This window comes from Micromonospora tarensis (assembly GCF_016803395.1).
GTDB lineage: Bacteria > Actinomycetota > Actinomycetes > Mycobacteriales > Micromonosporaceae > Micromonospora > Micromonospora tarensis.
In genome coordinates this window covers 1-24,133 of record NZ_JAEVHL010000082.1, presented here as the reverse complement: position 1 = coordinate 24,133, position 24,133 = coordinate 1, and the positions used below count along the sequence as shown (strand labels likewise).

The window sequence follows — 24,133 nt, the reverse complement described above, 5'->3', positions numbered from 1 at the left end:
CCCCGCCTTCCCCAATGCCTCATCCGGGCGGCGGGCCGGGGTGATCGACTCGGGTTCACGGAAACCGGGGTATCCGCGGCCTGGTGATGGCCCGACATCAGGAAAACCGAGACGATCAAGAGGACGGCCGCGGCGCCGGGGCTAGGCTCGGCCGATGGGTGACGTCCTGATCCTGCTGACGTTCGCGAGCTGCCTGGCAACGATCCTGGCAAGCCTCTGGTGGCTCGGTGCCCGGGTTCGTCGCCGCGGCGTCGGCGGTGAGGTGATGGGCCCGTTCGAGGAGATATGGCATCCCGCGGCGCACCGGTACCGGGCCGAGATCCGGGTCCAGGAAACACGCATGGTGCCGCTGCCGCCGCAGGGTGGCCGGCGCAACGGGCAGGACGGTGAGGCGGCCGAGCTGACCTCAGAGCAGGTTGGCCGTCACGCGGGCCCGCAGACGTAGCGGGGCTCAGCGTCGTAGCGCCAGGTGAACTTCTCCCGCTTGACCACCACGCCGCCCTTCTTGATGACCCGGAAGGCGTCCTGGGTGAAGCCGTTGATGCCGTTCGTGGAGATGCACGACGGGCCGGGCGCCAGGTGGATCTGCTTCGGCGTGGTGATGTTGCGGCGCGGGCCGTACTCCGTCTTCACGCTGTCGTAGATCTTGGTGCTCCAGATCGACACGGTGATCGTGCTGGACGTGTACGAGGTGCCGATGAGGACGCCGTACTCGGTGTTGTTGCGGAACTTGAAGTCCAGGTCCGGCCAGAAGATTGTCGACTCGATGACCGCCGGGTACCGGTCGAACCAGTACGAGTGCGGCTTGTGCTCGACGTCCTCCAGGCCGGCGTAGTAGGTCGCGTTGAACAGCGTGGTGGTGAACTGTGAGGTGCCCCCGCCGACGCCCGGCACCAGCTTGCCGTCGAGGATCACCGGCGCGTCCCGGTAGCCCTGGGCGTAGCCGCGCTCGCCGGTGTGACCGTTCAGCGAGAACGTCTTTCCGGGCAGGACGACAGTGCCGTCCACCTTTCTCGCGATGGTCGCGATGTTCTGACTCCGTGACGAGGCCATGCCGCCGGTGAATCGGGTGGTGAAGGTGGACACCCGCTCCTTGATGCCCAGGCCGGCGAGCTTCTGCCCGGTCAGTGCCGGCGGCGTGGCCTTCAGCTCGCCGGTCACCTCGCGGCCGTCCGACTTCGGTAGGACCGCCAGCAGGTCCCGGCTCAGGGCCGCCGTGTCCAGTTGCTGCCCGGCGCGCCCCTCAGCGACGGTGGGTCGACCGCCGGAGATGGTCATCGTGGCGTCCTTCGGCGGCACCTCGACGGCGGCCAGGTCGTCACCGAGTGCGCCCGTAGCCGCTTGACGTCCACCGACGGGGTCAGCTTGCCGGTCTTGTCGGCGGTGAACCGCAGGCTCTTCGCGATGGCCGCCGGCGGGATCCGCATCGAGCCCCTGCCGGTACGCACTGTCACCGGTGCGGCGACCGCCGGCTTGGCCAGCTCGGTGACCAGCCGGTCCAACTCCTCCGTCGTGGTCGCCGGGTGCTTCTCCACCAGCGGCACGGTGATCGGGGTGTTGGCCAGCCAGCCGGCGCGGACGACCTCGGCGGAGCGCTGCGGGTCCAGGGTCAGCCCCGGCTTGGGCGGTACGACCTTCGGCGTGCTGCCCTGATAGGTGATCGCCGGCATGGTCATCCCCTGGGCCCGGTCGCCGAGCACCTTGCGTAGCGCGTCGTCCAACCGGCCCACGTCGACGGTCACCACCGGGTCGACAGTGCGGGAGCCCACCAGCCGGCTGACCGGGTGCGCGGAGGCCGCCGCCGCTGCCGCGACGGTCGCCGGCACGTCGACGGCCAGCCCCACGTCGGCCGGGTTGATCTCGGCGGTCCGCCCGTCGACGGTTACCTTCAACGGGGTGGCGAGTTCCGCCGCCCGCTTGTCCAACTCCACCCGCAACTCGCGGTCGGCGTCCGCGCGGCTCCGGCCACCCAGTTCGGTGCCGAGCACGCTGGTGCCACGGGGAACATCTCCGGCGTACGCCCAGGCGCCGGCACCCGCCACGGCGGCGAGCACGCCACCGGTGACGCCGGCAGCGAGCAGCATCCGGACCCGACGCTGCCGGCGTGGGCCGCCGTCCGGCTCGCCCGGCGTGGGCACCGTCTCCGGCGCCGCGCCGTCATCCGGCCAGGTGACCGCGGTGACCTGCACGGTGGGCCGGTCGTCGGCCTGTGAACTCTTTTCGCCGTACAGCGTCACTGCAACCTCGATCGCCAGGGTGCCGCGGGAGGTTCCTCCCTCCCGGAGGCACCTACGGTAACGAATGCCCGGCCCTCCTCGTGGGCTGCGCCCAGCAGGCGCTGCTACCGCGTGTCGACTGGCGTGTCGCCCCCGGGCCGGGGGCGCTGCCGGCGGCCGAGCACCGACGTGGCACGGTGGCCGGGTGGACACTGCGGAGCGGGTGTTGGCGTACGGCGGCGGATGGCTGGACCGGGCGGGTCCGCTGCGTACCGACGAAACCCGGCTGACCGAGCTGCTGACCAGGTCGAGCACCGTGGTGCTGCCGATGTGGCGGGACCGCTGCCTGGTCGACGGCCACGGGCCGGTTCGGCTCGGCGCGGAGCGCGCGTCCCTCGTCCGGTCCGCCGCCAGTGACACCGTCTTCCTCGGGATGGACGGGGACGTCGGCGTGTTCGCGGCGGACCTGTCCGCACTTCCCGAGCGGTCCGCCGCCGAGATGGCCGGTGCGGCGCGCTCCGTCGACGTGCGGGCGCTGGTCGGTCGGCTCGAACCGGGCGACGCGGCCGTGCAGGCGTACGCCAGGGGTTTGCTGCACTGGCACCGGCAGCAGCGGTTCTGCGGGGCGTGCGGCGCGCCGGCGGTGGCCGGCGGCGGCGGGCACGTGCGGACCTGCACCGGCGGGGAGTGCGGACGCCCGCTGTTTCCCCGGATCGAACCCGCGATCATCGTGTTGGTCGAGGCGCCCGGTGCGCCAGGGCGCTGCCTGCTGGCTCGCCACGCGGGCGCGGCCGAGGACGCGTACTCGACGCTGGCCGGCTTCGTCGAGGTCGGCGAGAGCCTGGAGGACGCGGTCCGTCGGGAGATGACCGAGGAGGCGGGCGTGACCGTCACCGACGTGACCTACCAGGGATCGCAGGCCTGGCCGTTCCCCGCCGGCCTGATGGTCGGCTTCCGGGCCACCGCCACCTCCGACGAGGTACGCGTCGACGGCGAGGAGTTGTTGGAGGCGCGTTGGTTCACCCGGGCGGAGCTGCGGGACCGGGTCGCGTCCGGCCGGACGCTGGGTCGGGTGGACGCGATCGACCACCGTCTTCTGGAGGACTGGCTCGCCGAGGGGTGAGTCGTCGGGCGGTCAGCGCCATGGCCAGCGTGGTGACGACGGCCGTGCCCAGGGCCGCGAGGAGAAGCCCGGGAACGGTGCGGGGTCGGAGGGTCGCCGCGACGGTCACCAGGCCGGCGGTGCCCACCCACAGCGGTGCCGCCGGCCACCGCACGCCAGCGGCGAGGCGGTCGTTGAGCAGCACGAACGTCACCGCGTAGAGCGCACCGACGGCCGCGAAGAGTGGCGCGTACCGACCGAGGTGGGCGTAGTCGGGTCCGCCGGCGAGGCGGAAGGCCAGCCCGCCGGCGAGCGTCGAGATGAGCACCAGCACCAGGCCACACGCGCCGGTCACCAGGAGGGCCACCGTGCGGCTGCGACGGTCGCCGCGGGCGAGGCGGGGGAGGGCGAGGACCGCGGCGACCTGCGGGGCCCAGAGCGCGCCCTTGCTCAGCACGGTGCCGACCGAGTACGCCCCGGAGCCCGACGGAGGCAGCAGTTGCCGGGCCAGGAGCAGGTCGGCGTAGGAGACGACGAGCATCGCCAGTGTCGCACCGCAGCCGGCGGCGACCCGGGCGACGGTCAGCGGTGGCGCGACGGACGGTGGTCCGGGCGCGCGGGCCAGTCGGGCCAGCACCGCCGGGGCGAGCGCGGCGGTCAACGCACCGGCGGCGAGCGCGCCGCTCAGTCCTGCGCCGAGCAGCAGGCCGGCGATCACACCGCCGTAGCGGGCCAGTGCGAGCACTGCCATTCCGCTGGCGAGCCGCAGGAAACGCTGGCTGCCCTGTAGTTCGCCGAGGGATCGGGAGGAGAGCACGATCGCCGCCGCGCTGACCGCCAGCAGCGCGGGCACCTCGACCGGAAGATCCAGGGCGGCGACCAGCAGCGGCGTCGCCACCACAAGGGTTCCCGCGCACGCGGCGGCGGCGAACGCGGTGAGCCGCCGGGTGTCGGAGGAGCCGTGCCGGGCCCGGTGCACGGCGACGGCCAGTTGCAGGCCGAGCCCCGGCACGCTGACGATGGCCACCAGGCCGAGCGCGGCGGCGAGCGCGCTGAGATCGGCCGGGTCGAGCCGCCGGGCGGCCAGCACCGGCACCAGGTACGCGAGACCGTTGACCAGGACGCCGGCCAGTGTGACGCTGACCCCCGCGACGCCCAGGCCGGCCGTGGGCTCGGTTCCCACCGTTCCCTCCGGACGGGCGGGTCGCCGGAGGCTCATGTGATCTCGGAGAAGGTCGGGTGCTGCCCATCGGTCGGCCCCGACGCCACCGGGTCCGGTTCGGGCTTCCCGGCCGGGTCCGGCATCGGCCCATCCGCGACCGTCGCCGGGACGACAGCGGCCGCCGCGACCGGCGTGACCCGACGTACGGGTCGCCGCCGGGCGGCGGTGGAGAGCCAGAGAACCCCCAGGGCGACGACGATCGTGAGCTGTGGCAGGGCGTCGGTGTCGCGGTGCGCCGAGTCGAAATAGAGCCACCCGGCGAGCAGGACGAGCGCACCCGGAAGCCACGTTTCGACGGCCCGGCTGATCATCCTGGCCCGGCGTGGGTCGGCCAGCCAGGGCAGGCGGCGGGGGCCGGGTACCGCCAGCATGAATCCCGCCGCGACCACGAGGCCGCCGATGAGGCCGCTCGACAGCACCAGCGCGGCGGCGCCGACGGCCAACAACGGCAGGGACCGGGTGACCCGGCGACGGCCGCGCGGCGGCACGGCGACCGGGCTACGCCCGCTGGCTTGTCGGGCGGGCAGCACCGCGAGGAGGACCACCACGGCGAGCAGGACGCCGCCGAGGAGAAGCCCGGCCCGGTACGTGGTGTCCGGGACGAATCGCAGCACCACCTCTCCGGAGCTGCCGGCGGGAAGCAGCCAGCCCTGCTGCCAACCGTCCACCACCAGCGGCTTCAGCGTCCGCCCGCCGAGGGTCGCCTGCCAGCCGGTGTTCGTGTTCTCCCGCACGGCGAGCACCCGGTCGACGGGGTGACCGCTCACCCGTACCCGTCGCTCGGTGGTTCCCCAGGAGCCGACCTCGATGGCGCTGGCGGTGGCGACCGGGGCGGTCGTCGGCGTCCGGGGCACCAGGGCGACCCGGGTCGGCGCGGCCAACCGGCTGGGTGTGGTGACCAGGCGGTGCTCGCCCGGGCCGAGGTCAAGCTGCCGGGGCGTGGTCCGGCCGCAGGGCGTCACCGGCATCTCGCGCAGCTCCAGCAGGTCGCGGAGGGTGCCGCGCAGCGAGGTGGTCAGCCGGGCCGCGCCGATCTGGAGCGTCGGGCCCGATCCGCAGGCCAGGGCCACGGGTGTGTCGGGGCGCGGAGCGACGGTGGGCGCTCCGGGCAGCACTGTCACCTCGCCGACCGCGACGGGCAGCTGCTCCGGCAACCGCAGCCGGTACGGGTCGGTGCTGGTGGCGGACGGCTTGTCGAGGAACTGGATGGTGATCTCGTCGGTGCGCATCGGCGGGTCCAGCCGGAGCAGACCGTCGTCGCCGAGCAGGCTGCTCCGGAAACCGTCGTCACCGACCACGCGCACGCTGCCGAGCCGGGTGGCGGCGGTCTCGTCGTCGACCGAGAAGCGGAGCCCGGTGATGGTCTGCGGCTTGAGCCACTTGAGCCGCAGGATCGGTGCCTCGTCGTCGGCCGCCGGTGACCAGCTGGTGGCCGGGTCCCCGTCGAGCGCCGCACCGGCCCGACCGGCCGGGTCCGGCACGGCCGTCGACGAGGCGCCGACCTGCGCGCTGAGGCGCAGCGGCTGGGCGTCGGTCACCAGCTTGTCGAGCGCCTTGTCCAGCTCCGGTCCGGCCGTCGGCCGCGCCCACAGCTTGGTCTCGTACGCACCGGCGGCCGGCAGGGTCACCGTGCGGTCGATGGTGGACGCGTCCTCGGAGCCGCGGGCGGCGTCGGTGGAGCAGCGCGGGTGCCCGTCGACGGAGAAGCAGGCCGGGGTGGTGGGGGCGGCGGCCACCACCACTGTCGCCGGCCGGTCGGTGGCCGGTGCGGTGGGCAGGACAAGGGTCCGGCTGGTCTGGATGCCGGGGATCTTGATCTCGGCGATGCCGACTGATCCGTTGCCGAGCGGACGGAGGTCGTACGCGCCGCCGATCGAGACCTCCACCTCGCGGGTGGCGTGCACCCCGGGCAGTTCGAACACCATGTGGTCGGTGAACTGCTCGACGGTCCGGCTCTCGTAGCCGGCGCTGACGGTCACCGTGGTGGGCAGCGCGTCGGCCTTCAGGTCGAACCACACCTCGACCCGGGTGACCCGGGTGGGGTTGGCGAGGCTCACCTCGACCCACTGGCGGTCGCTGGCGGAATACGGCGCGGACTGCCAGGAGGTCGCCGGGTCCCCGTCCATCGCCGCGTACGGCTGGTGTTCGGGGCGGGCCCCACCGGGGGAGTCCACCTGCGAGCGGGCGGTCGACGTGCGGATCGCGCTGATGCCCTCGAACCGGGCGACGGTGGACCGCTGGGCCCCCCACTCGGGCAGGTAGTCGTGGGCGGGTGCCGCCACGTCGAAGGTGTCGTCGGCGGTGAGCGTCTGCGAGGTGTTGTCGCGCAGTCGACCGAACGACACGTCCCGCCTGCGCAGCCCGTCGGTCATCGCGACCGGTCCGGCGGTGTCGGCGGCCGGGGCGTCACCCGACAGGATCGTCGGCGCCGGACCGAGTTGCCCGGCCGCCGCGAGGTCGAGCAGCGATTCGGGGCCACCCACCACTGTGGTCACGTCGTTCCGGTCGTACGCGACGACCGGTTCGACGGGCCGGTCGACCCGGTACACCTCCAGCGCCCGGACCGGCACGTCGAGCCCCCGGTCGCGGAACTCGTCCGGCGACGAGGGGCCGCCGCGCAGCGGGCCGAAGGAGGTGACCCGGGTCAACCCGGGTGAGCGTTCCAGCGCCTGGCGGACCACCGCCGGGCGGGCCGTGTCGGAGCGACCGTGGTCGAGGTCGGCGCGGAACAGCACGTGGCTAATCCCGGACCGGGCGAGCAGGTCCGCCAGGCCGGTCGACCCGGAGCCGGTGGCGAGCGTCGACTCGATCGCGTCCAGCAACCGGATCGTGGTCGGCGGGGTGAAGGGGATGGCGTTGCGCACCGCCCACCGGCTGTCGAGCAGCGGTTGGGTGATCTCGTCGGTGGTGCTGCCCCAGTCGTACGACGGGAAGCGCGCCCCGGGTACGACGAGCACCCGCCCGCGCCCGGCGTTCGCGTCGAGCCAGTCGGCGGCGTCGTGCCAGTAGCCGGGCACCTCCTTGACGCTGCCCGGGGTGGCGAGGCCACCGGCGAGCGCGGGCGAGGCGACCGCCGTGACGGCGACCATGGCGGCGCCGGCGGTGAGCCAGGCGCGGGCGACGGTTCGCGGCCGGTGCCGGTCGGACGCGCTGCGGGCCGCCCGGACGGCCAGGCCGACCAGGTGTGCCATGCCCAGGGCCAGCGGCAGGCGGAGCAGGACGTCGAACTTGTGCACGTTGCGCAGCGGGGCGCCGACGCCGTCGAGGAACTCCTGCTGCGGCCCGGCCAGGATGTTCGGCAGGTCGCTGACGTGCCCGAGGCCGACCAGCGCGACACCGAGCAGCAGACCGGTGACGAGGAACCGGCGATGTGGCATTCCGCGTCGGGACAGCCCGAGCACGCCGAGAGCGGCGACCGCCAGGGTGGCGGCGACCAGCACCGCTTCGTTGGCGAGGCGGGCGCCGGAGGGGATCGTCGGTCCGAACGGGGAACCCAAATAGGCGACCCAGTAGGACGCCCCGCGGAGCGTGGTCACCGCGTCGGTGACGGTCGTGGTGTTCCGGGCGGTCTCGATGTAGTCGAGAAACGGCGGGCTGTAGCGCCCGAGGACCAGCAGCGGCACCAACCACCACGCGGTGGCCAGGGCCACCGCGCCACACCAGGCGGCGATGGCGGTGACCCGGCGGCGTGCCGGCTGGAGGGTGGCGAGCCAGAGCAGGGCGAGCGGCACCACCGCGGCCACGGCGGTGGCGTTGACCCCGCCGGCGCAGGCGACGGCGAGGGCCGACCCGGCCACCGCGCGCCGCAGCGGGGTGCCGCGAGCGAGGCCGACCAGCGGGATGAGCACCCAGGGGGCGATCGCACTGGGCCAGGCCTCCACCGAGGACCAGCCGAGCTGGGTGAGGATGCGGGGGGACAGCGCGAACGCGACACCGGCGATCATGCGCCCGGCGGGTGTGCCGATGCCGAGCCGGCCGGCCAGGCGTACCGCACCCAGGTAGGCGACGCAGAAGAGCAGGGCCCACCAGAGCCGCTGGACCACCCACGGCGCGAGGCCGAGCTCCGATCCGAGCAGGAAGAACGGGCCCATCGGCCAGAGATATCCGTACGCCTGGTTCTGTAGCTGGCCGAACGTTCCGGTGGGGTCCCAGAGGTGCAGCGAGCGGAGCAACCAGCCGGCCGGGTTGACGTTCAGGTCGACCTTGGTGTCCGGGACGACCTGGCCGGGGGCCTGCTGGAAGGCGAGGGCGGTGAGCGCGATACAGATGGTCAGGTGCCGGAACCGCCGGGCGATGTGCCGGGTACGGCGGGACTCCGGGGCGAACCCAGCGGTCACCTCTGCACGCATGCTGGCTCCTGTCTTCGCCGGCCGGACGCGCACCGGCAGGCGACGACTGTCGCGCGACGTTGTCCGGACCGGGCACGGACGGGCGACGAGGGGTGCTGCGGTGGCGTTATCGGCAGAACGGCCGTCCCCACGGCGTGTAAGCGTGTGGCAGGCTGCCGACCATGTCAATGCCAGAAGCTGAGGCCGAGACGCATTCGAGAGGCGTCGCGGCCGATGGCGACGGGCCGGGGCCGATCGGCCGTTGGGTCCGTTCCGACCGGGTCCGCGCGGTGGCGGTGGCCCTCATCGTCGTCTCCGTTGCCTGGCGTGCCGGCCTCGCCACCCGTGGCTGGTTCTCGCAGGACGAGTTCGTGATCGCCGCCCAGGTCCTCGGCACCGGGCTGGACGCGGACTATCTCCTGCGTACCTTCAACAACCACCTGATGCCCGGCGGCCTGCTGGTGGCGTGGGCGATGGTGCGGGCGGCGGGCTTCGCGACCTGGCCGTGGGTGCTGCTGCTGGCGGTCGGCCAGGCGGCGGTCGGCTTCGCCACCTGGCGGCTGCTGCGGAGTCTGCTGCGCCCCGGCTGGGGGCTGCTCATCCCGCTGTGCCTGTTCGTGTTCAGTCCGCTGACGCTTGAGGTCTCCTCGCTGTGGCTGGTCGGGCTGCTCGTGCTGCCGATGCAGCTGGCCCTGGTGCTGGCGGTGGCGGCCCAGGTCCGGTACGTGCGGACCGGCCGCCTGCGGCACCTCGTGGCGGTCGCGTTCTGGCTGGTCTTCGGCCTGCTCTTCGACACCAAGTCGCTGCTGATCGTGCCGCTGCTGTTCCTGCTGACGGTCTTTCTCTTCACCTCGGGTGGCGCCTGGCGCAGCCTGGTGACGACGATCCGCAGGTACTGGCCGGGGTGGTTGCTGCTCTTCGTGCTCTCGGCGGCGTACCTGGCGTTCTACCTGACCCTTCCCTCCGGCGAACTGCGGGAGCCGACCTCGGTCGGCCAGGTCCTCGCCTTCCTGGGTGACCTGGTCGGCGAGACCATGGCGCCGGGCCTGCTCGGCGGTCCGTGGCGCTGGACCTACGCGGGCGACGGTCCCCCGCTGGTGAACCCGTACGACATCGCCAAGTGGTTGTCCTGGGCACTGCTGGTGACCCTCGTCGTGGTCACCGTGCGGCGGCGTCCCTCGGCCGGGCGGGCCTGGTTGCTGCTCGTCTCCTACCTCGGGATGGTCGCGGTGCTGTTCGCCGTCACCCGGCTCGGCGGGCCGCTCGGCCCACTGGTCGGCGTCGTTCCCCGGTACGTCGCGGACGTGGTGCTGGTCGCCGCGATCTGTGTCGGTGCGGCGCTGCTCGGCACCAAGGACGCCGACGAGGACGAGGTGTCCGCGTGGCCGGTCCCGACGGTCCTGCGCGAGCCGGGGGCGTTCGCGGTCGGTCTGGTCTCGATCATCGTCGTGCTGGCCACCGTCGGGGTGGGCACTCTGTGGAGCACCGCCCGGTTCGGGGACAACTGGAGCACCAAGTACGGGCGGGAGTACCTCGCGACGACGCAGGCCGAGTTGGCCGCCGCGCCGCCGGGCACCGTCTTCCTGGACACCGTCGTCCCGGACCGGGTCGTCGCCGGCTACTTCTGGCCGGACAATCTCCAGTCGCACTTCTTCCGGCCGGCCGAGCACCGACCGACCTTCGTGGAGGAGGCCGCCCGACCGTCGACGTTCGACGACTTCGGTCGGATTCGTCCGGTGGTCGTGCAGGGGCGGAAGATCGTGCCCGGCCCGGTGGCCGACTGCGGGCACCTGGCGCAGGGCGGTCGGCCGACCCGGATCCCGTTGGACGGGTATCTGGTGGAGTGGCCGTACGTCGTGCACTTCGGTTACCTCAGCTCGGGCGACTCGACGGCGCTGTTCCGGCTCGGCGACGCCACCCGGGAGATCACCCTGCGGCGCGGGCTGAACGACGTGTTCTTCCTGCTGGAAGGCGCCGGGGACGCCGTCGAGGTCACCGTGCGGACGGCGGAGGTCGGGGTCTGCACCCAACTGATCACCGTCGGCCGGGCGGTGCCGGCACCGTGAATGGTTGAGCGGACCGCCGACGTCGAGGCCCGCCGGGCGCGGGACACCCTGCCGCTGTACGCGGTCGCCGCGGTCGTCACGGCCTTGGTGCTGGCCCCGCTGGCGACGCCCGGCTACGCGCTGCTGTACGACATGGTGTTCGTGCCCCGGCAGCCGCTGAGCTGGGACCTGGTCGCCCCGGCGCAGAGTCTGCCCCGGGCGGTGCCGATGGACGCGCTGGTCTCAGTGGTCACCCAACTGGTCCCGGGCTGGCTGCTGCAACGGCTGGTGCTGGTCGGGGCGGTCTTCCTCGCCGCTGTCGGTGCCGGCCGGTTGGTGCCGACCGACCGGCGTGCGGTTCGGCTGTTCGCCGCGCTGGCGTACGCGTGGACGCCGTACCTGGCCGAGCGGCTGCTGATCGGGCAGTGGGGGCTGCTGCTCGCGTACGCCGCGCTGCCCTGGTTGGTGCGGGCGGCGCTGGACCTGCGGGTGGGGCGCGACGGCGCGGTCGCCCGGGTGCTGCTCGCCGCCGCTCCGGCCGCGATCACGCCGACCGGCGGGTTGATCGCGCTGGGCACGGTGCTGCTGCTGGTCCCCGGACCGCCGGCAGCCCCGCCGGTCGGCGCTGGTGGTGGCCGGCGTCGGGGTGCTCAACGCCCCGTGGGTGGTCGCGGCCCTGGTGACCGGCGCGGGCGGTTCGTCGGACCCGGCGGGGGTGGCGGCGTTCGCGGCGGCGCTCGGAGAACTGGGCCGGACCGCTGGTGGCGCTCGCCGGCACCGGCGGCATCTGGAGCGCCCAGGCGACGCCGGCCAGTCGCGCCGCACCGCTGGTGCCGCTCGCGACAGTGGTGCTGCTGATCCTGGCCGGTGTCGGCGTGGGCCTGCTGCGCCGTCGACTGCCCCCGGTGCGGCGGTGCGCCTGGCGGTGCTCGCCGGGATCGGCTGTCTGCTCGCCGCGTTCGGGGTGCTTCCGGGCGGGGACGCTCTGCTGCGGTGGGCGGTGGTGCACCTGCCGGGTGCGGGGCTGCTCCGCGACGGCCAGAAGTTCCTGGCGCCGTACGCCCTGCTGCTCGTGGTGTCTGCCGCGGTGGGGGTCGAGCGGCTGGTGTCCCGGATCGACCGGGAGGTGGCCGGGGTGGTGCTGGTCGGCCTGCTGCTCCTGCCGGTGGCCGTCCTGCCGGACCTCGCGTTCGGCGGTGCCGGCCGGCTTCGTCCGGTGAGTTATCCGGCGGACTGGCAGGTGGTGGCCGGGTTGGTCGAGGAGGAGCCGGGGGAGGTGCTCGCGTTGCCGCTGAGCGCCTACCGGGCGTACTCGTGGAATCCTGGTCGGGTCGTCCTGGACCCGGCGCCCCGCCTCCTGCCGGGCACGGTCCTGACCGACGACACGCTCCGGGTCGGCGACGTCGCCGTGGCCGGCGAGAATCCGCGCCTCCGCGAGGTGCGCCGGGCGCTGGCCGAGGGGCGGCCGGTCCGGACCACCGGGGTGCGCTGGGTGGTGGTGCAGCACCAGGTGCCCGGCGAGGTGGACGCCGAGGTCCTCGGCGGTCTGGTGCGCGTGCACGACGGACCGTTCCTGACTCTCTACCGCAATCCGGAGGTCGTGCCGGGACCGGACGGGTCGGGGCGGGCCCGTCTGGCGGTGGTGACCGCCCTCGCTGCCGCCCTTCTGGTGGTCGTGGCTGCCATCTTTTCGGCGCTACACCGCCGAGCTACCGCGTGGTAACGTCCGCTCGCACGTCTCGCCATTGGAGGATTGGCATGCGTAGAGCTATGACCCTGGTCGTGTCCGGCCTGGTGGCGGCGTTGCTGGGGATCCTGGCCCTCGGCGGGATCTCGGCCGCCGCGACCGCCACCGACGAGGAGGCCGCCAAGGAGGCCAAGACCGTTTCGGAGGCGGCCAAGCGGGCCGGCAAGAAGGACCCGTACGCCCCCGAGGTCTACGGCGTCAGGTAGGACGGCTCGCCCCGCTGCCGCACCGGGCGGGGCGACTCCGCACCTTTCAGCAGTGCCTCGAACCGCCCGCCCGCTACCTGCCAGGTGAAGCTCGCCGCGTGCTCCCGGGCCCGGGCACTCATCTCGCGCCGCAGCTCATGGTCGTGCAGGAGCGTGCGCACCTTTGCGAGGTAGTCGTCGATGTCGTCGGCCAGCAGGCCGGTGTGCCCGTCGACGACGGCTTCGGCGACTCCGCCCGCGCCCCGGAACGCCACCGTCGGCGTGCCCGCCGAACCCGCCTCGACGATCGTCAGACCCCAGCCCTCCTTGAGGGACGGGGTGAGCGCGACCCAGGCCGAGGCGAGCAGCGCGGCCTTCTCGTCCTCCGTCACGAAGCCCCGGAAGTCCACCTGCTCGGTGATGCCCAGTTCCGCGGCGAGCTGACGCAGGTGCGACTCCCACCAACCCTGCCCGGCGACGACCAGGCGTAGCTGGGGCAACTCGTCGGCGAGCGCCGCGACGGCGCGCAGCGCCACCTCGACCCGCTTGTGCGGCACCAGCCGGTTCAGCGTCACGAGCAGCGGGAAGGTGGCCCGCTCGGCGTCGGTGGGGGGCAGCGTCGGGGTGCCGTTGTGCACCACCGCTACCTGCTCCGGCGGGACGCCGAGGACGGCCAGTTCCCTGCGGGTGGCCTCGGAGACGGTGACGTACCGGCACCGCCGGTAGAGGCGTACCGCGAGCGACGACTCGATCCACCAGCCGAACCGGGCCGCCCACTGCGGCAGGACGACCGGCCACTGCTCGCGGTGCACGTGGTGGATCAGCTTGACCACCGGCCGTCGGGCCCACAGCGGGGCGAGGAACGGCAGTCCGTTGCAGACGTCGACCAGGATGTCGGGCCGACCGCCTCGGCGGTTCGACAGCGGGCCCAGGCCCAGCGCGCCGGCGACGTAGCAGAGCGCCGCCCAGAGGTAGACGGTGTGCCGGCCGCCGCGCCGCACCAGCCGCACGCCGGCCTCGTTGATCTCGTCGGCGGGAGCCTCGCTGTGGGCGGCGCAGAAGAGGGTGGCGCGGAAACCACGCGTCACCAGCTCGGCGGCGATCCGCTCCACGTACACCTCGGAACCGCCACCCTCGGGGTTGCGGGTGTCTCGCCAGTTGAGGAACAGCACGTGTCCGGGCATGCCGAAGCGACGCTCCACGCGAAGCCTACTCTCAAGTAATTTAGCGACCCGCGTCACATTAGGGGCTGGTGTGCCGGCCGGCAATGCCCTGATGGGCCAGCACTGATCGGCGGGCCGTTACGCCCCGACCGTGGGCACCGGCGTCCCCGCCGCGACGGCCGGCGGCGTGCTGGCGGGTGCGGCGACGTCGGTGCCGGGCGGGCCGGACGCCCGGCCGCGCCCGACCGGTCGCGTCGACGCTGCGACCCGAGCAGTTGCAGGGGCCGCTCGACGCCGTAGTAGCTGACCGTGGCGTACACCAGCCCGAAGGCCATGGTGAGGGCGAAGGTGTTGAGCAGCCCGCCGGTGAACAGCGGCCGGTCGTCGAGCAGGTAGATGAGTTCGATGACCAGCGGGTGCCAGAGGAACAGTCCATAGGAGACGGTGCCGAGCCAGCGGGCGGGCCCGCCGCCGAAGATCTCCTTCAGCCGGCTCGGCCCGCCGAACGCCACCGGGATCAGGATCAGCGTCGCGATCGCGAGGTACAGCGCCAGCTTGACGCCGAACTCGGCGGCGGTCGGCCCGGCGAGGTCGCGTGGGCCGGCGACCGGCGTCGTCGCGATCGCCATCAGGCCGACCGCAGCGGCCCAGCAGGCGACCGGGGCCGAGGCCAGATCGTCCAGTACGCCCAGCGCGGCGGGGGCGGTGCCGGTGCGCAGGGCGACGTGCGCCGCCGCCAGCGCCATGCCGGTGCCGAACCAGGCCGCGTACGACGGCAGCCACATGGTGTGCAGGACGGTGTCGAGCCCGCCGATCGCCATCAGGGCGAGCCACCCGGCGGTGAGCAGCACACTGCCGCCGACGATCACCATGGTCCGGACGGGACGCCACGACCGGCCGACGGCGAGCACGGCGACCAGCGGTAGGACCAGGTAGAACGCGACCTCGGTGGCGAGGCTCCAGGTCTGGCTGAGCCCGTAGCGCAACTGGGCCGGTTGGTAGATCTGGGTGAAGGTGAGGTGGCGGATCCAGTCGCCGGCGGACGCCGGGCGGTTCTGTGGCAGGACGACGAGGCAGACCACCACCGCCAACCAGTAGGCGGGCAGGATTCGCAGCGCCCGCCGCCAGAGATAACGCCGGGCGCGGGGCCGGGCCCGGCCCGTCGCGACGCTCAGCGCCCACGGCCGGAACAGCAGAAATCCGGAGAGTACGAAGAAGATGGCGACGCCGACGTCGAGTCGCGCCAGCCAGCCGCCCCAGCTGGTGTTCATGGTGGTGGCGGTCTGGAACCCCACGTGGTGGCCGACGACGGCCACGGCACCGATCGCGCGCAGCGCGTCGAGCGCGGGAAGTCGGTCGGTTACCGACGGCTCCGAAACTGTTGGCGCGGCGGCTGTGGACATCTGGACATCCAGGGGGTCGCTTTGAAGGTGACCGGGGAGTAACCTCCCGCCATGTTAAGGATCGGGTGCCCCGGACAACAGGTCGTAGGGCGGCAGGGTACAGGAGGATGAGTGAAGCTTCGCGTGGGCGCCGCGCTCTTCGGGCTTGGCGTCTTATTGCTGGTCTTCGCGGCCGGGCTGCCGTTCTATGTGGCCCCCGCCGTGACCAAGCTCCCCTACGATCTTGAGCCGACGACGTCCGTCGCCGAGGCGAAGAACGCCAGGTTCCTGAAGATCACCCGGGTCGGCGATTCGGTGAGCATCGAGATCCCGCAGGGCGATCTGATGTCCAGTGTCGAGGTCATTCCACAGCCCGACGACACCAAGGACCGGCTGCCAAAGGAGCTCAAGGGCGACGCGGTGATCTGGGACGTCTACCAGACGGTTCGGCGTACCGATAACCAGGACGTGGTCAGCCAGTACAGCACCGAGCTCGCTCTCTACCGGATCTCCGGTGCGGCCGCCCCGTGGAAGGAGCAGTGGCTCAACGAGGCCGGCGCGGATCAGACCCCGGTCGGCAACGTGCGCTACTCGGGCCAGATCTACAAGTTCCCGTTCGGCACCGAGAAGCGGGATTACCAGATTTTCGACCGTGACCTGAAGCGGGCGACCCCGGCGAAGTTCGTCGGCACCGAGAAGATCAAGGGTGTCGAGACGTACCGCTTCGAGCAGCGGATCGAGAACGAGGTGCTGGCCACCCCGGAGAGCAGCCTGCAGACGTTGGTTGGCAAGTTCGCCCCCGGTGCCACCAGTGGTCAGGTCGTCTACAGCAACACCCGTACGGTCTGGGTCGACCCGGTGACCGGCTCCTACGTCAACGTGCGGGAGCAGCAGCACAAGGAGTTGCGGCCCGACACCGGCACGCCCACAGTCCTCCTGGACGCGGACTTCAACTACACCGACGACACGGTCAGCCGCAGTGTCGAGACGGTCAAGGAGAACCGCTCCAAGATCGGCCTGATCAGTTTCTGGGGCCCGATCGCCGCTGGTGTTCTCGGTCTGATCGCCCTCGTTGTCGGTGTGTGGCTGGTGACCCGGCCGACTGGTGGCGGCGGTACCGCTCGGCACCGCGCCGAGCCGCCGGCTGTCGACCCGACCCCGACCCGAATGGACCAGGAGCCGGTCCGCGACGCCGACACCGCCGAGCAGCCCAGGCCCCAGCCGGTGGGTGGTCCGCTCACCGACGAGATTCCGCCGGCGTCGACGAACTGGAAGTCCGAGGAGCCGACGGTGCCGACCCAGCGCCCGGCACCCGGCGAGGTGGAGCAGCGCTGACCCGCGCAGAACCGGACGTACGACCGAAGGGTGGACCGCGCAGCTGCGGTCCACCCTTCACTCATGGGTACGCGATGACCTGCGCACTTTACAGTTGTTACCCTATTGTAATTGGTCAATGGGCGCTCACTCTGTGCTGCACGGGCGCTGGTGTAATGCCAGATTTGACGCCATTTTCGACAGCTGCGCGGGCGAGGGATTCGACGCTGCGTGCTGGCCTGGACTCACTGGGTTCGCCGGGTGTTACCGCCCGTTAGTCGGGGGGTTGTGGGCCGCGTCGTGACGGGTGCACCATCAAGGCCGATGGTTACCAGCCGGTAACAGTGGGCGAGCCCCGGTGGGGCGCCGTTCAGGCCGGCCACTTGCGCGCATCGACCCGAGGAGGAGCCCGTGCAGGATCGGTTTGACAGTCAGGGTCGTACCCGCTGGCGGCGATTCGCCGCCATGATGGTGCCCGCCACGGCCGCCGCCGGTGCCATCCTCTTCGGAATGTCCACCGGCGCGATCGCATCCGACATCACGGTCTCCGGGCAGACGTTCAAGATCGGCGCGGACCGCCTGGAGGGCGACGGCTTCAAGCAGTACGGCGGCATCGTCCGGGAGAAGGGCAAGGACGGGAAGTCCGGCCAGGTGCACCCGGTCGCGCTCTCCGAGATCAGCAGTGCCGAGCTGTACAGCCTCTGCCAGTCCGTCCGGGCGGACCTGCCGGGCCTGCCGGTGGTGCTCACCATCAACGCCGGCGAGGGCAAGGAACCCGCCCGCGCCAAGGATCTGCTGATCGCGATGGACTCGTTGAACGGCAACGCGACCTTCACCAACATCAGGATCGGCCGGGACGCCACCGACCTGAACCCGACGGCGCAGGCCGGTTCGTTCGGGCAGAACTCCGACCACGTCACCATCACCAACCTGCAACAGGTGTCCCGCTACACGACTGCGGCCACGTTCAACCTGGTCGGCCTGCGACTCAAGGTCAACGTGGGTGACGACGCCAAGGGCAAGGAGTGCTTCTGAGGTGAGCCGCGGCCCGCGACCCCACCACCGCGGGCCGCAGCGCACGTCCCCGTTCCCGCTCGGCCAGGAGGAGTACGTGACAACCGCGAACCCGTCCCACGCCCGGCCCGGCCGTCCGGCCCAGGCGTGGCGGCTCTTCCGCCGCTGGCAGCGCAGCCGACCGTTCTGGGGCGGACTGCTCGTCGCCCTGGCCGGGTTCGAGATGTTCGGCTCCACCCGGATGACAGTCAACGGCCTCAGCTTCCACAGTGGAGCGACCGGATTGCTCTCGCTGCTGATCCCGGCCATCCTGGTGACCTGTGGCCTGCTGCTCTGGTTCACCCCGGCGCAGCGGCTGTTCTATTCGGTCGTCGCCGCCATCACCGCGGTGTACTCGCTGATCGGGTTGAACCTCGGCGGCTTCTTCGTCGGTCTGCTGCTCGGCATCGTCGGCAGCGCACTCGCCTTCGCCTGGACGCCGACCGCACCGGCCGAGCCATCGGTGGACCCGGCCACCGCCAGCACCGATCCGGCGGACGACGACACTGTTCCGGCGCCGGCGGAATCCGGTTCGGCCGACGTCACGCCCGCTCCGGCCACGCCCGAGTCAGGTTCGACAGACGTCACGCCCGTTCCGGCCGCGCCCGAATCCGGTTCGACCGACGCCAGCCCACCGCCCGAATGGCCGGGACGTAGCGTCGATCCGCGTACCTTCGGCGTCGCAGTGGTGGTGCTCGGGCTGGCGGCCACCGGTCTGGCCGGTCAACCCCGAGCCGTGCAGGCCGCGCCGCCGACGACCGTCTGCCCCAGCCCGTCCCGGGCCGCCACCCCGTCGCCCGGCCGCGGTACGCCGACGCCGACGCCGACCCCGAGCCCGTCGCGCGGCGGCAACGTGCTCACCGACATCCTGGACGGAATCGGCGACCTGCTCGGCGGTGGGCACCGGGGGGAGACCGGCACGCCCCCGGCGAACCCGACCGCCACGCCCACGGCGCGGCCGTCCGGCACGACGACGCCCCGGCCGGTCGACTGTCCGTCGGTGACTCCGGGTCGGCCGACCCCGGGCAGACCCGGCGCCACGGCACCGGCCAAGCCGGGAACCGTGCAACCCGGTAAACCCCTGCCGCGCATCGCCGCCGACCCGACCCTGCCGACGGTGGCACAGACACCGTCCAAGCTCACCGGGACGTCGGTCCGGATGACCGGGCTGCGGTTCGACGGGATCACCGACCTGCACACCGTCAAGGGCGACCTCAAGGTGCTGAAGTTCAGCATGCGCGAGGCGGTGACGGCGGACTTCCTGCTCCGCGCCGACGGCCCGGCCGGCCGTGACCAGCGGTACGCCACCGACCAGCTGACCGTCCGGGGAGATGTGGCGTTCTACGCGACCCGGTTCGTCGGCCGACTGCTCGGCATCAAGATCACGCTGACCCCGGACCTGCCGCTACCGGAGGGCCTGCCGGTCACCTCGCCCATCCCGATCACGTTCACCGACCCGGTCATCGACCTGGCCTACGTCACCAGTGACACGCTCACCGCCCGGCCGGCGTTGGCGCTCACCCTCGGCTGAAGCACGTCGTCCGCGCTCACCCTCGCTGGGCACCTCCGCGCCCGCGCTCACCCTCGGCCGCGCGCGGCGGCGGACTCGTCGTACCGCCGGCGCGCGCAGCCGTGGCGGGGTCAGAGCCGGGCCAGCGCCCGGCGCAGCGGGTCGAGACCCAGCGCGCCCAGGTCCAACGCCTGCCGGTGGAACTCCCGCAGATCGAAGTCCGCGCCCTTGCGGGCCTTGGCGTCCTCGCGGGCCTGGAGCCAGATCCGCTCACCCACCTTGTACGACGGCGCCTGTCCCGGCCAACCCAGGTAGCGGTTCAGCTCGAAACGCAGGTTCTCGTCCGGCACCCGGCAGTGCGCCCGCATGAACTCCCAACCCAGCTCGGGCGTCCACCGCTCGCCCGGGTGGAAGCCGAAGGGGTTGTCCTTCGGGATCTCCAGCTCCAGGTGCATGCCGATGTCCACGATCACCCGTGCCGCGCGCATCGCCTGGCCGTCGAGCATGCCCAGCTTGTCGCCCGGGTCCTCCAGGTAACCCAGCTCGTCCATCAGCCGCTCCGAGTAGAGCGCCCAGCCCTCGCCGTGCCCCGAGACCCAGCAGAGCAGCCGCTGCCAGCGGTTGAGCAGGTCGGCCCGGACGGCGGTCTGCGCCACCTGGAGGTGGTGACCCGGCACGCCCTCGTGGTAGACCGTGGTCACCTCGCGCCAGGTGGAGAAGTCGCTGATGCCCTGCGGCACCGCCCACCACATCCGGCCCGGACGGGAGAAGTCCTCGCTGGGACCGGTGTAGTAGATGGCCCCGTCGCTGGTCGGGGCGAGGCAGCACTCGATGCGCCGGACCTGCTCCGGGATGTCGAAGTGGGTGCCGTTCAGCTCGGTGATCGCCTTGTCGGCGAGCGCCTGCATCCAGTCCCGGAACGCCTCCTTGCCCTGGATGGTCCGGGCCGGGTCGGCGTCCAAGGCGGCCACCGCCTCGTCGACGCTGGCGCCGGAGCCGGCGATCCGCCCGGCCACCACCCGCATCTCCGCCTCCAGGCGGGCCAACTCCGCGAAACCCCAGGCGTACGTCTCGTCCAGGTCGACCTTCGCGCCGAGGAAGTACTGCGAGGCGAGCTCGTAGCGCTCCCGACCGGCGGCCTGCTTGTCCCGCCCGTGCGGGGCCAACTCGGTACGCAGGAACTGGCCGAACTCGGCGGTAGCCGCAGTGGCCGCGGCCGCACCCCGACGCAGCTCCGCGCCCACTGTGCCGTCCACCCCCAGCCGCTCGACCAGCCCGTGGAAGAAGTTGTCCCCGGCCGGGTCGACCCAGATGTCGCACTGCTTGGCCACCTCGACCAGCTGCACCTTCGAGCTGACCTCGCCGGCGGCGAGTGCCCGGCGCAACGTGGTCTTGTAACCCTCCAGCGCGCCCGCGAAGCCGTTCAGCCGGGCGGCGATGTTGGCCTGGTCGTCGCTGGTCGCGGTCGGCATCAGGTCGAACACCATGCGGATCTCGTGCAACCCGCTGGTGATCACGCTGACCTCGCTGGTCACCTCGCCGGCGTCGTACCGAGCCAGGTCCAGGCCGAGCCGTTCCTGCATGGCCTCCTTGGCGGTCCGCTCCGGTTCGGTCTCGGGTTCGGTCACCTCCAACTCGGCGAGCGTGCGGCGGGTGAGGTCGGCGCGCGCCTGGTAGCCGTCGGGGGAGAGGTCGTCGAGCTGATCGTCATGGCCGGCGATGCCGACGAAGGTCGCTCCGGTGGGGCTCAGCGGCGCCCACTCGGCCACGTATCGGTTGGCGAGTTCATCAATTCGTCCCACGCTGCGACCCTACGTGACCACCCCACCCCCGTGTCGACGGCGTTTGGCGTGTTCAAGCCACGGTTTGCGGCAGTGTGTGACGTCCGAAAGGGGCGCGACTTTGTCGTACCCATGCGGCAGAGTGTCAGGGGTGACCACCGATACCACTCCTGACAAATCGCCGGTCCGTGCCTGGTTGCCGGGTTTCCTCGCCCTTGCCGCGATCTGGGGTTCCAGCTTCCTCTTCATCAAGGTCGGGGTGGCCGAGCTGCACCCGGTCCAGCTCACGCTCTATCGGGTCCTCGCCGGCGCGCTGACCCTCCTGGTGGTGCTCGCCGTCCTGCGCGACAGGCTCCCCCGGGAGCCCCGGGTCTGGGCGCACCTGACCGTGGTCGCCGCGTTCGGTGTGGCCGTGCCGTTCACCCTCTTCGGCTACGGCGAACAGCGGGTCGAGTCGATGCTGGCCGGCATCTGGAACGCCACCACCCCACTGATCGTGCTGCCGCTGGCGGTGCTGGTCTTCCGCACCGAGCGGCTGACCGTGCGCCGTGCGGTCGGCCTCGGCCTGGGCTTCCTCGGGGTGCTGGTGGTGCTCGGGGTCTGGGAGGGCATCGGCGGGGCGCACTTCACCGGGCAGCTCATGTGCTTCGGTGCCGCCGCCTGCTACGGCCTCGCCATCCCGTACCAGAAGCGCTTCGTCGCCGGCAGCTCGTACTCCGGTCTGTCGCTCTCCGCCGCGCAGCTGCTGCTCGCCGCCGCGCAACTGGCCATCGTGACCCCGTTCGTCGCCGGCCTGCCGCCGCTGCCCACCGAGCTGTCGGCAGGAGTGGTGGCAAGCGTGCTGGCCCTGGGCGCGCTCGGCACCGGGCTCGCCTTCGTGATCAATATGCGCAACATCCGGGTGGCCGGCGCGAGCACCGCGTCCACCGTCACGTACGTGATCCCGATCTTCGCGGTGTTGATCGGGGCGGTGGCACTCGACGAGCGCCTCAACTGGCACCAACCGGTCGGCGCCTTCATCGTGCTGCTCGGGGTCGCCGTATCGCAGGGGATGTTCGGCCGCCGCCGGACCAGCCCGGTGGTCGGCGTCGGTGCTCCCGCCGCACCCGCCGCCGAGCCCGCCCGCCGCTGAGAAAACCACCCCGTCCCGACCTGTCACCGGCCCCGCTTGCCGTGGGCCTGGCCTGCCGGGGGCCGGCCGCGGCGAAGGTCTACTCGGCCCTTGATCAACTCGGCTTCCTTGAAACCGGGGTATCTGTCCGACCAGGACAGCCCGATTTCAAGGAACGCGAGTCGATCAAGGGCCGCGAGTCGGTTATGGGCCGCAGGTCGGGTGTGGGGCCGGGCTGGTCGTGGACGGCGAGGCGGTCAGGGGCGGTCGTGGGTCCAGGCGACCAATCGCTCGGCCGACCAGGTGTTGACCACCCGGTCGGTGGGGACGCCGCAGCGCGCGGCGCGCTCGCAGCCGAACCGCTGCCAGTCGAGTTGGCCGGGCGCGTGCGCGTCGGTGTTGATGGCGAACCGGCAGCCGGCCTCCAGCGCGCGGCGGATCAGGCGCTTCGGCGGGTCCTGACGCTCCGGGCGAGAGTTGATCTCGACGGCCTTGTCGTGCTCGGCGCAGGCGGCGAAGACGGCGTCCGGGTCGAAGTCGCTCTCCGCGCGGGTCCGGGCGCGGTGCCCCTTGTCGCCCGGCCCGGTCACGCCGGCCGGCCGCGACGACACCATCCGGCCCGTGACGTGGCCGAGGATGTCCAGGTGCGGGTTGGCGACCGCCGTCACCATGCGCCGGGTCATCTTCGACCGTTCGTCCTTCAGGCCGCTGTGCACCGACCCGACCACCACGTCCAGGCGGGCCAGCAGCTCGTCGTCCTGGTCCAGTGAACCGTCGGCGAGGATGTCCACCTCGATGCCGGTGAGGATCCGGAAGCCCTCGGGCAGCGCCGCGTTCACCTGGGCCACGTGGTCGAGCTGCCGGCGCAGTCGGTCCGCGGTCAGCCCCCGGGCCACCGTCAGCCGGGGCGAGTGGTCGGTGAGCACCAGGTACTCGTGGCCCAACTCCACAGCGGCCAACGCCATCTCCTCGATGGGTGAGCCGCCGTCGGACCAGTCCGAGTGGGTGTGACAGTCGCCGCGTAGGGCGGTACGCAGCGCGGTGGCCTCGGCGTCCAGGTCGCTGCCCTCGGTCGCCACCAGTCGGCGCAGGTAGACCGGCTCCTCCCCGGCGAGTGACTCCGCCACACAGCGGGCCGTGACGTCACCGACCCCGGCCAGCTCGGTCAGCGTGCCGTTGCTGGCGCGTTCGGTCACCTCGGCCGCTGGTAGGCCGGCGAGCGCCTTCGCGGCCGACCGGAACGCCCGCACCCGGTAGGTGGCCTCGTTGGCCCGCTCCAACAGGAACGCGATCCGGCGCAGATCGGCGATGGGATCCCTCGGGCTGGTCATGTCAGGGCGCCTTCGGGCAGCCGTGCCTGCGCTGCCACTCGGTGACCTCGGTGGCCGGTTCCCGGTTGCCGCCGCGCCGCCAGGAATCCAGGTAACGCGCCGGCCAGAGCACCCCTCGTCGAATCCACCAGCCGTCCTTTCCGGCGCACGGCGGCGAGATGCCGAAGTGCACATGACAGACGTTGTTCGCGTTGCCGGTGCGCCCGACCTTGCCGAGCTGCTGCCCGGCGCGGACCCGCACCCCGGCCTCGACACCCTTGCTCACCAGGCTCAGGTGCGAGCCGTAGTAGCGCACCCCGTCGTCGCCGAGCAGGGAGACCGACAGGCCGCCGTTCTCCGGGCCCTGCGGCCCCCGCTTGGTGTACCGGTCGACCCGGCTCACCTCCAGCACCGTCCCGTCGGTCACCGCCACGAACGGCTCGCCGCAGTCGGCGAAGAGGTCCGTCGCCGGATACGCCCCGTGCGTCGGGTGGTAGTCCACGTTGTCGGCGCGTACCGGAAAGACATGCCGTAGCCCGGCGCGGGGTGCCGTCGCCGACGGCCTGGCCGACGACGGCGCCGGGCGGCTCGGCCCGGTAGTCGGCGGCGTCGGCGACTGCGACGCCGCCCTGGTCGGCCGTCGCCCAGACCGCCGGTGGCGTCG

At 72.4% G+C, this 24,133-nt stretch carries 14 protein-coding genes and 3 pseudogenes; 9 read left to right on the top strand and 8 right to left on the bottom strand.

Annotated features, from left to right (window positions below; genetic code table 11):
- Positions 1-154: 154 nt before the first annotated feature.
- Positions 155-445, top strand: a complete 291-nt coding sequence (locus JM949_RS17445; protein ID WP_203149497.1) for a hypothetical protein — start codon at positions 155-157, stop codon at positions 443-445.
- On the opposite strand, the pseudogene JM949_RS17440 reads toward JM949_RS17445, so the two are convergent.
- Positions 424-2,237 (bottom strand): annotated as a pseudogene (locus tag JM949_RS17440) (VanW family protein). The gene JM949_RS17445 and the pseudogene JM949_RS17440 overlap by 22 nt on opposite strands.
- A gap of 184 nt (positions 2,238-2,421) precedes the next feature.
- On the opposite strand from JM949_RS17440, the gene nudC reads away from it, so the two are divergent.
- Positions 2,422-3,339, top strand: a complete 918-nt coding sequence (gene nudC, locus JM949_RS17435; protein WP_309232198.1) for an NAD(+) diphosphatase — start codon at positions 2,422-2,424, stop codon at positions 3,337-3,339.
- Here the strand turns inward: nudC and JM949_RS17430 are convergent.
- On the bottom strand, positions 3,236-4,537 hold the full coding sequence (locus JM949_RS17430) for a polysaccharide biosynthesis protein (protein ID WP_203149495.1): 1,302 nt from the start codon (positions 4,535-4,537) through the stop codon (positions 3,236-3,238). The two genes, nudC and JM949_RS17430, sit on opposite strands and share 104 nt — an antisense overlap.
- A complete protein-coding gene (locus JM949_RS17425; RefSeq protein ID WP_203149494.1) occupies positions 4,534-8,889 on the bottom strand; it encodes an alpha-(1->3)-arabinofuranosyltransferase in 4,356 nt (1,451 codons plus the stop codon). Before JM949_RS17425 ends, JM949_RS17430 begins: the two co-directional genes overlap by 4 nt.
- A 167-nt stretch (positions 8,890-9,056) precedes the next feature.
- Between JM949_RS17425 and JM949_RS17420 the strand changes: the two genes are divergently transcribed.
- The 3 genes and pseudogenes from JM949_RS17420 to JM949_RS17410 all read left to right on the top strand — a co-directional run bounded on the left by JM949_RS17420 (position 9,057) and on the right by JM949_RS17410 (position 12,866).
- Positions 9,057-10,934 carry a hypothetical protein gene (locus JM949_RS17420; RefSeq protein WP_407664780.1) on the top strand — a complete coding sequence of 626 codons (1,878 nt, stop codon included), beginning with the start codon at positions 9,057-9,059 and terminating at the stop codon, positions 10,932-10,934.
- Positions 10,935-12,636: pseudogene (locus JM949_RS39195) on the top strand (hypothetical protein).
- A gap of 35 nt (positions 12,637-12,671) precedes the next feature.
- Entirely contained in the window at positions 12,672-12,866 is a 195-nt protein-coding gene (locus JM949_RS17410; protein WP_203149493.1) for a hypothetical protein, read from the top strand.
- Here JM949_RS17410 and JM949_RS17405 read toward each other — a convergent pair.
- Together JM949_RS17405 and JM949_RS17400 are read right to left on the bottom strand one after the other, a co-directional pair.
- Positions 12,851-14,029 carry a glycosyltransferase family 4 protein gene (locus tag JM949_RS17405; protein ID WP_203149492.1) on the bottom strand — a complete coding sequence of 393 codons (1,179 nt, stop codon included), beginning with the start codon at positions 14,027-14,029 and terminating at the stop codon, positions 12,851-12,853. The genes JM949_RS17410 and JM949_RS17405 overlap by 16 nt on opposite strands.
- Positions 14,030-14,205: 176 nt before the next feature.
- Positions 14,206-15,411: pseudogene (locus tag JM949_RS17400) on the bottom strand (acyltransferase family protein); the annotation flags it as partial.
- A gap of 111 nt (positions 15,412-15,522) precedes the next feature.
- On the opposite strand from JM949_RS17400, the gene JM949_RS17395 reads away from it, so the two are divergent.
- The 3 genes from JM949_RS17395 to JM949_RS17385 all read left to right on the top strand — a co-directional run bounded on the left by JM949_RS17395 (position 15,523) and on the right by JM949_RS17385 (position 19,288).
- On the top strand, positions 15,523-16,725 hold the full coding sequence (locus JM949_RS17395; protein WP_203149490.1) for a DUF3068 domain-containing protein: 1,203 nt from the start codon (positions 15,523-15,525) through the stop codon (positions 16,723-16,725).
- Positions 16,726-17,115: 390 nt separating this feature from the next.
- Positions 17,116-17,739, top strand: a complete 624-nt coding sequence (locus JM949_RS17390) for a DUF6230 family protein (protein WP_203149489.1) — start codon at positions 17,116-17,118, stop codon at positions 17,737-17,739.
- A 76-nt stretch (positions 17,740-17,815) separates the two neighbouring features.
- Positions 17,816-19,288 carry a DUF6114 domain-containing protein gene (locus JM949_RS17385; protein WP_203149488.1) on the top strand — a complete coding sequence of 491 codons (1,473 nt, stop codon included), beginning with the start codon at positions 17,816-17,818 and terminating at the stop codon, positions 19,286-19,288.
- A 110-nt stretch (positions 19,289-19,398) separates the two neighbouring features.
- On the opposite strand, the gene JM949_RS17380 is transcribed toward JM949_RS17385, so the two are convergent.
- The gene (locus JM949_RS17380) at positions 19,399-21,069 is read right to left on the bottom strand and encodes a DUF885 domain-containing protein (protein WP_203149487.1); all 1,671 of its coding nucleotides are present in this window, start codon (positions 21,067-21,069) and stop codon (positions 19,399-19,401) included.
- 130 nt (positions 21,070-21,199) lie between these two features.
- On the opposite strand from JM949_RS17380, the gene JM949_RS17375 reads away from it, so the two are divergent.
- Positions 21,200-22,180 (top strand): DMT family transporter, encoded by a 981-nt coding sequence (locus JM949_RS17375; RefSeq protein WP_203149486.1) that lies wholly within the window; start codon positions 21,200-21,202, stop codon positions 22,178-22,180.
- Between the two features lie 236 nt (positions 22,181-22,416).
- On the opposite strand, the gene JM949_RS17370 is transcribed toward JM949_RS17375, so the two are convergent.
- Together JM949_RS17370 and JM949_RS17365 are read right to left on the bottom strand one after the other, a co-directional pair.
- Positions 22,417-23,490, bottom strand: a complete 1,074-nt coding sequence (locus JM949_RS17370) for a PHP domain-containing protein (RefSeq protein WP_203149485.1) — start codon at positions 23,488-23,490, stop codon at positions 22,417-22,419.
- 1 nt (position 23,491) lies between these two features.
- A partial coding sequence (locus JM949_RS17365) for a M23 family metallopeptidase (protein ID WP_203149484.1) occupies positions 23,492-24,133 on the bottom strand: 642 nt, incomplete at its 5' end.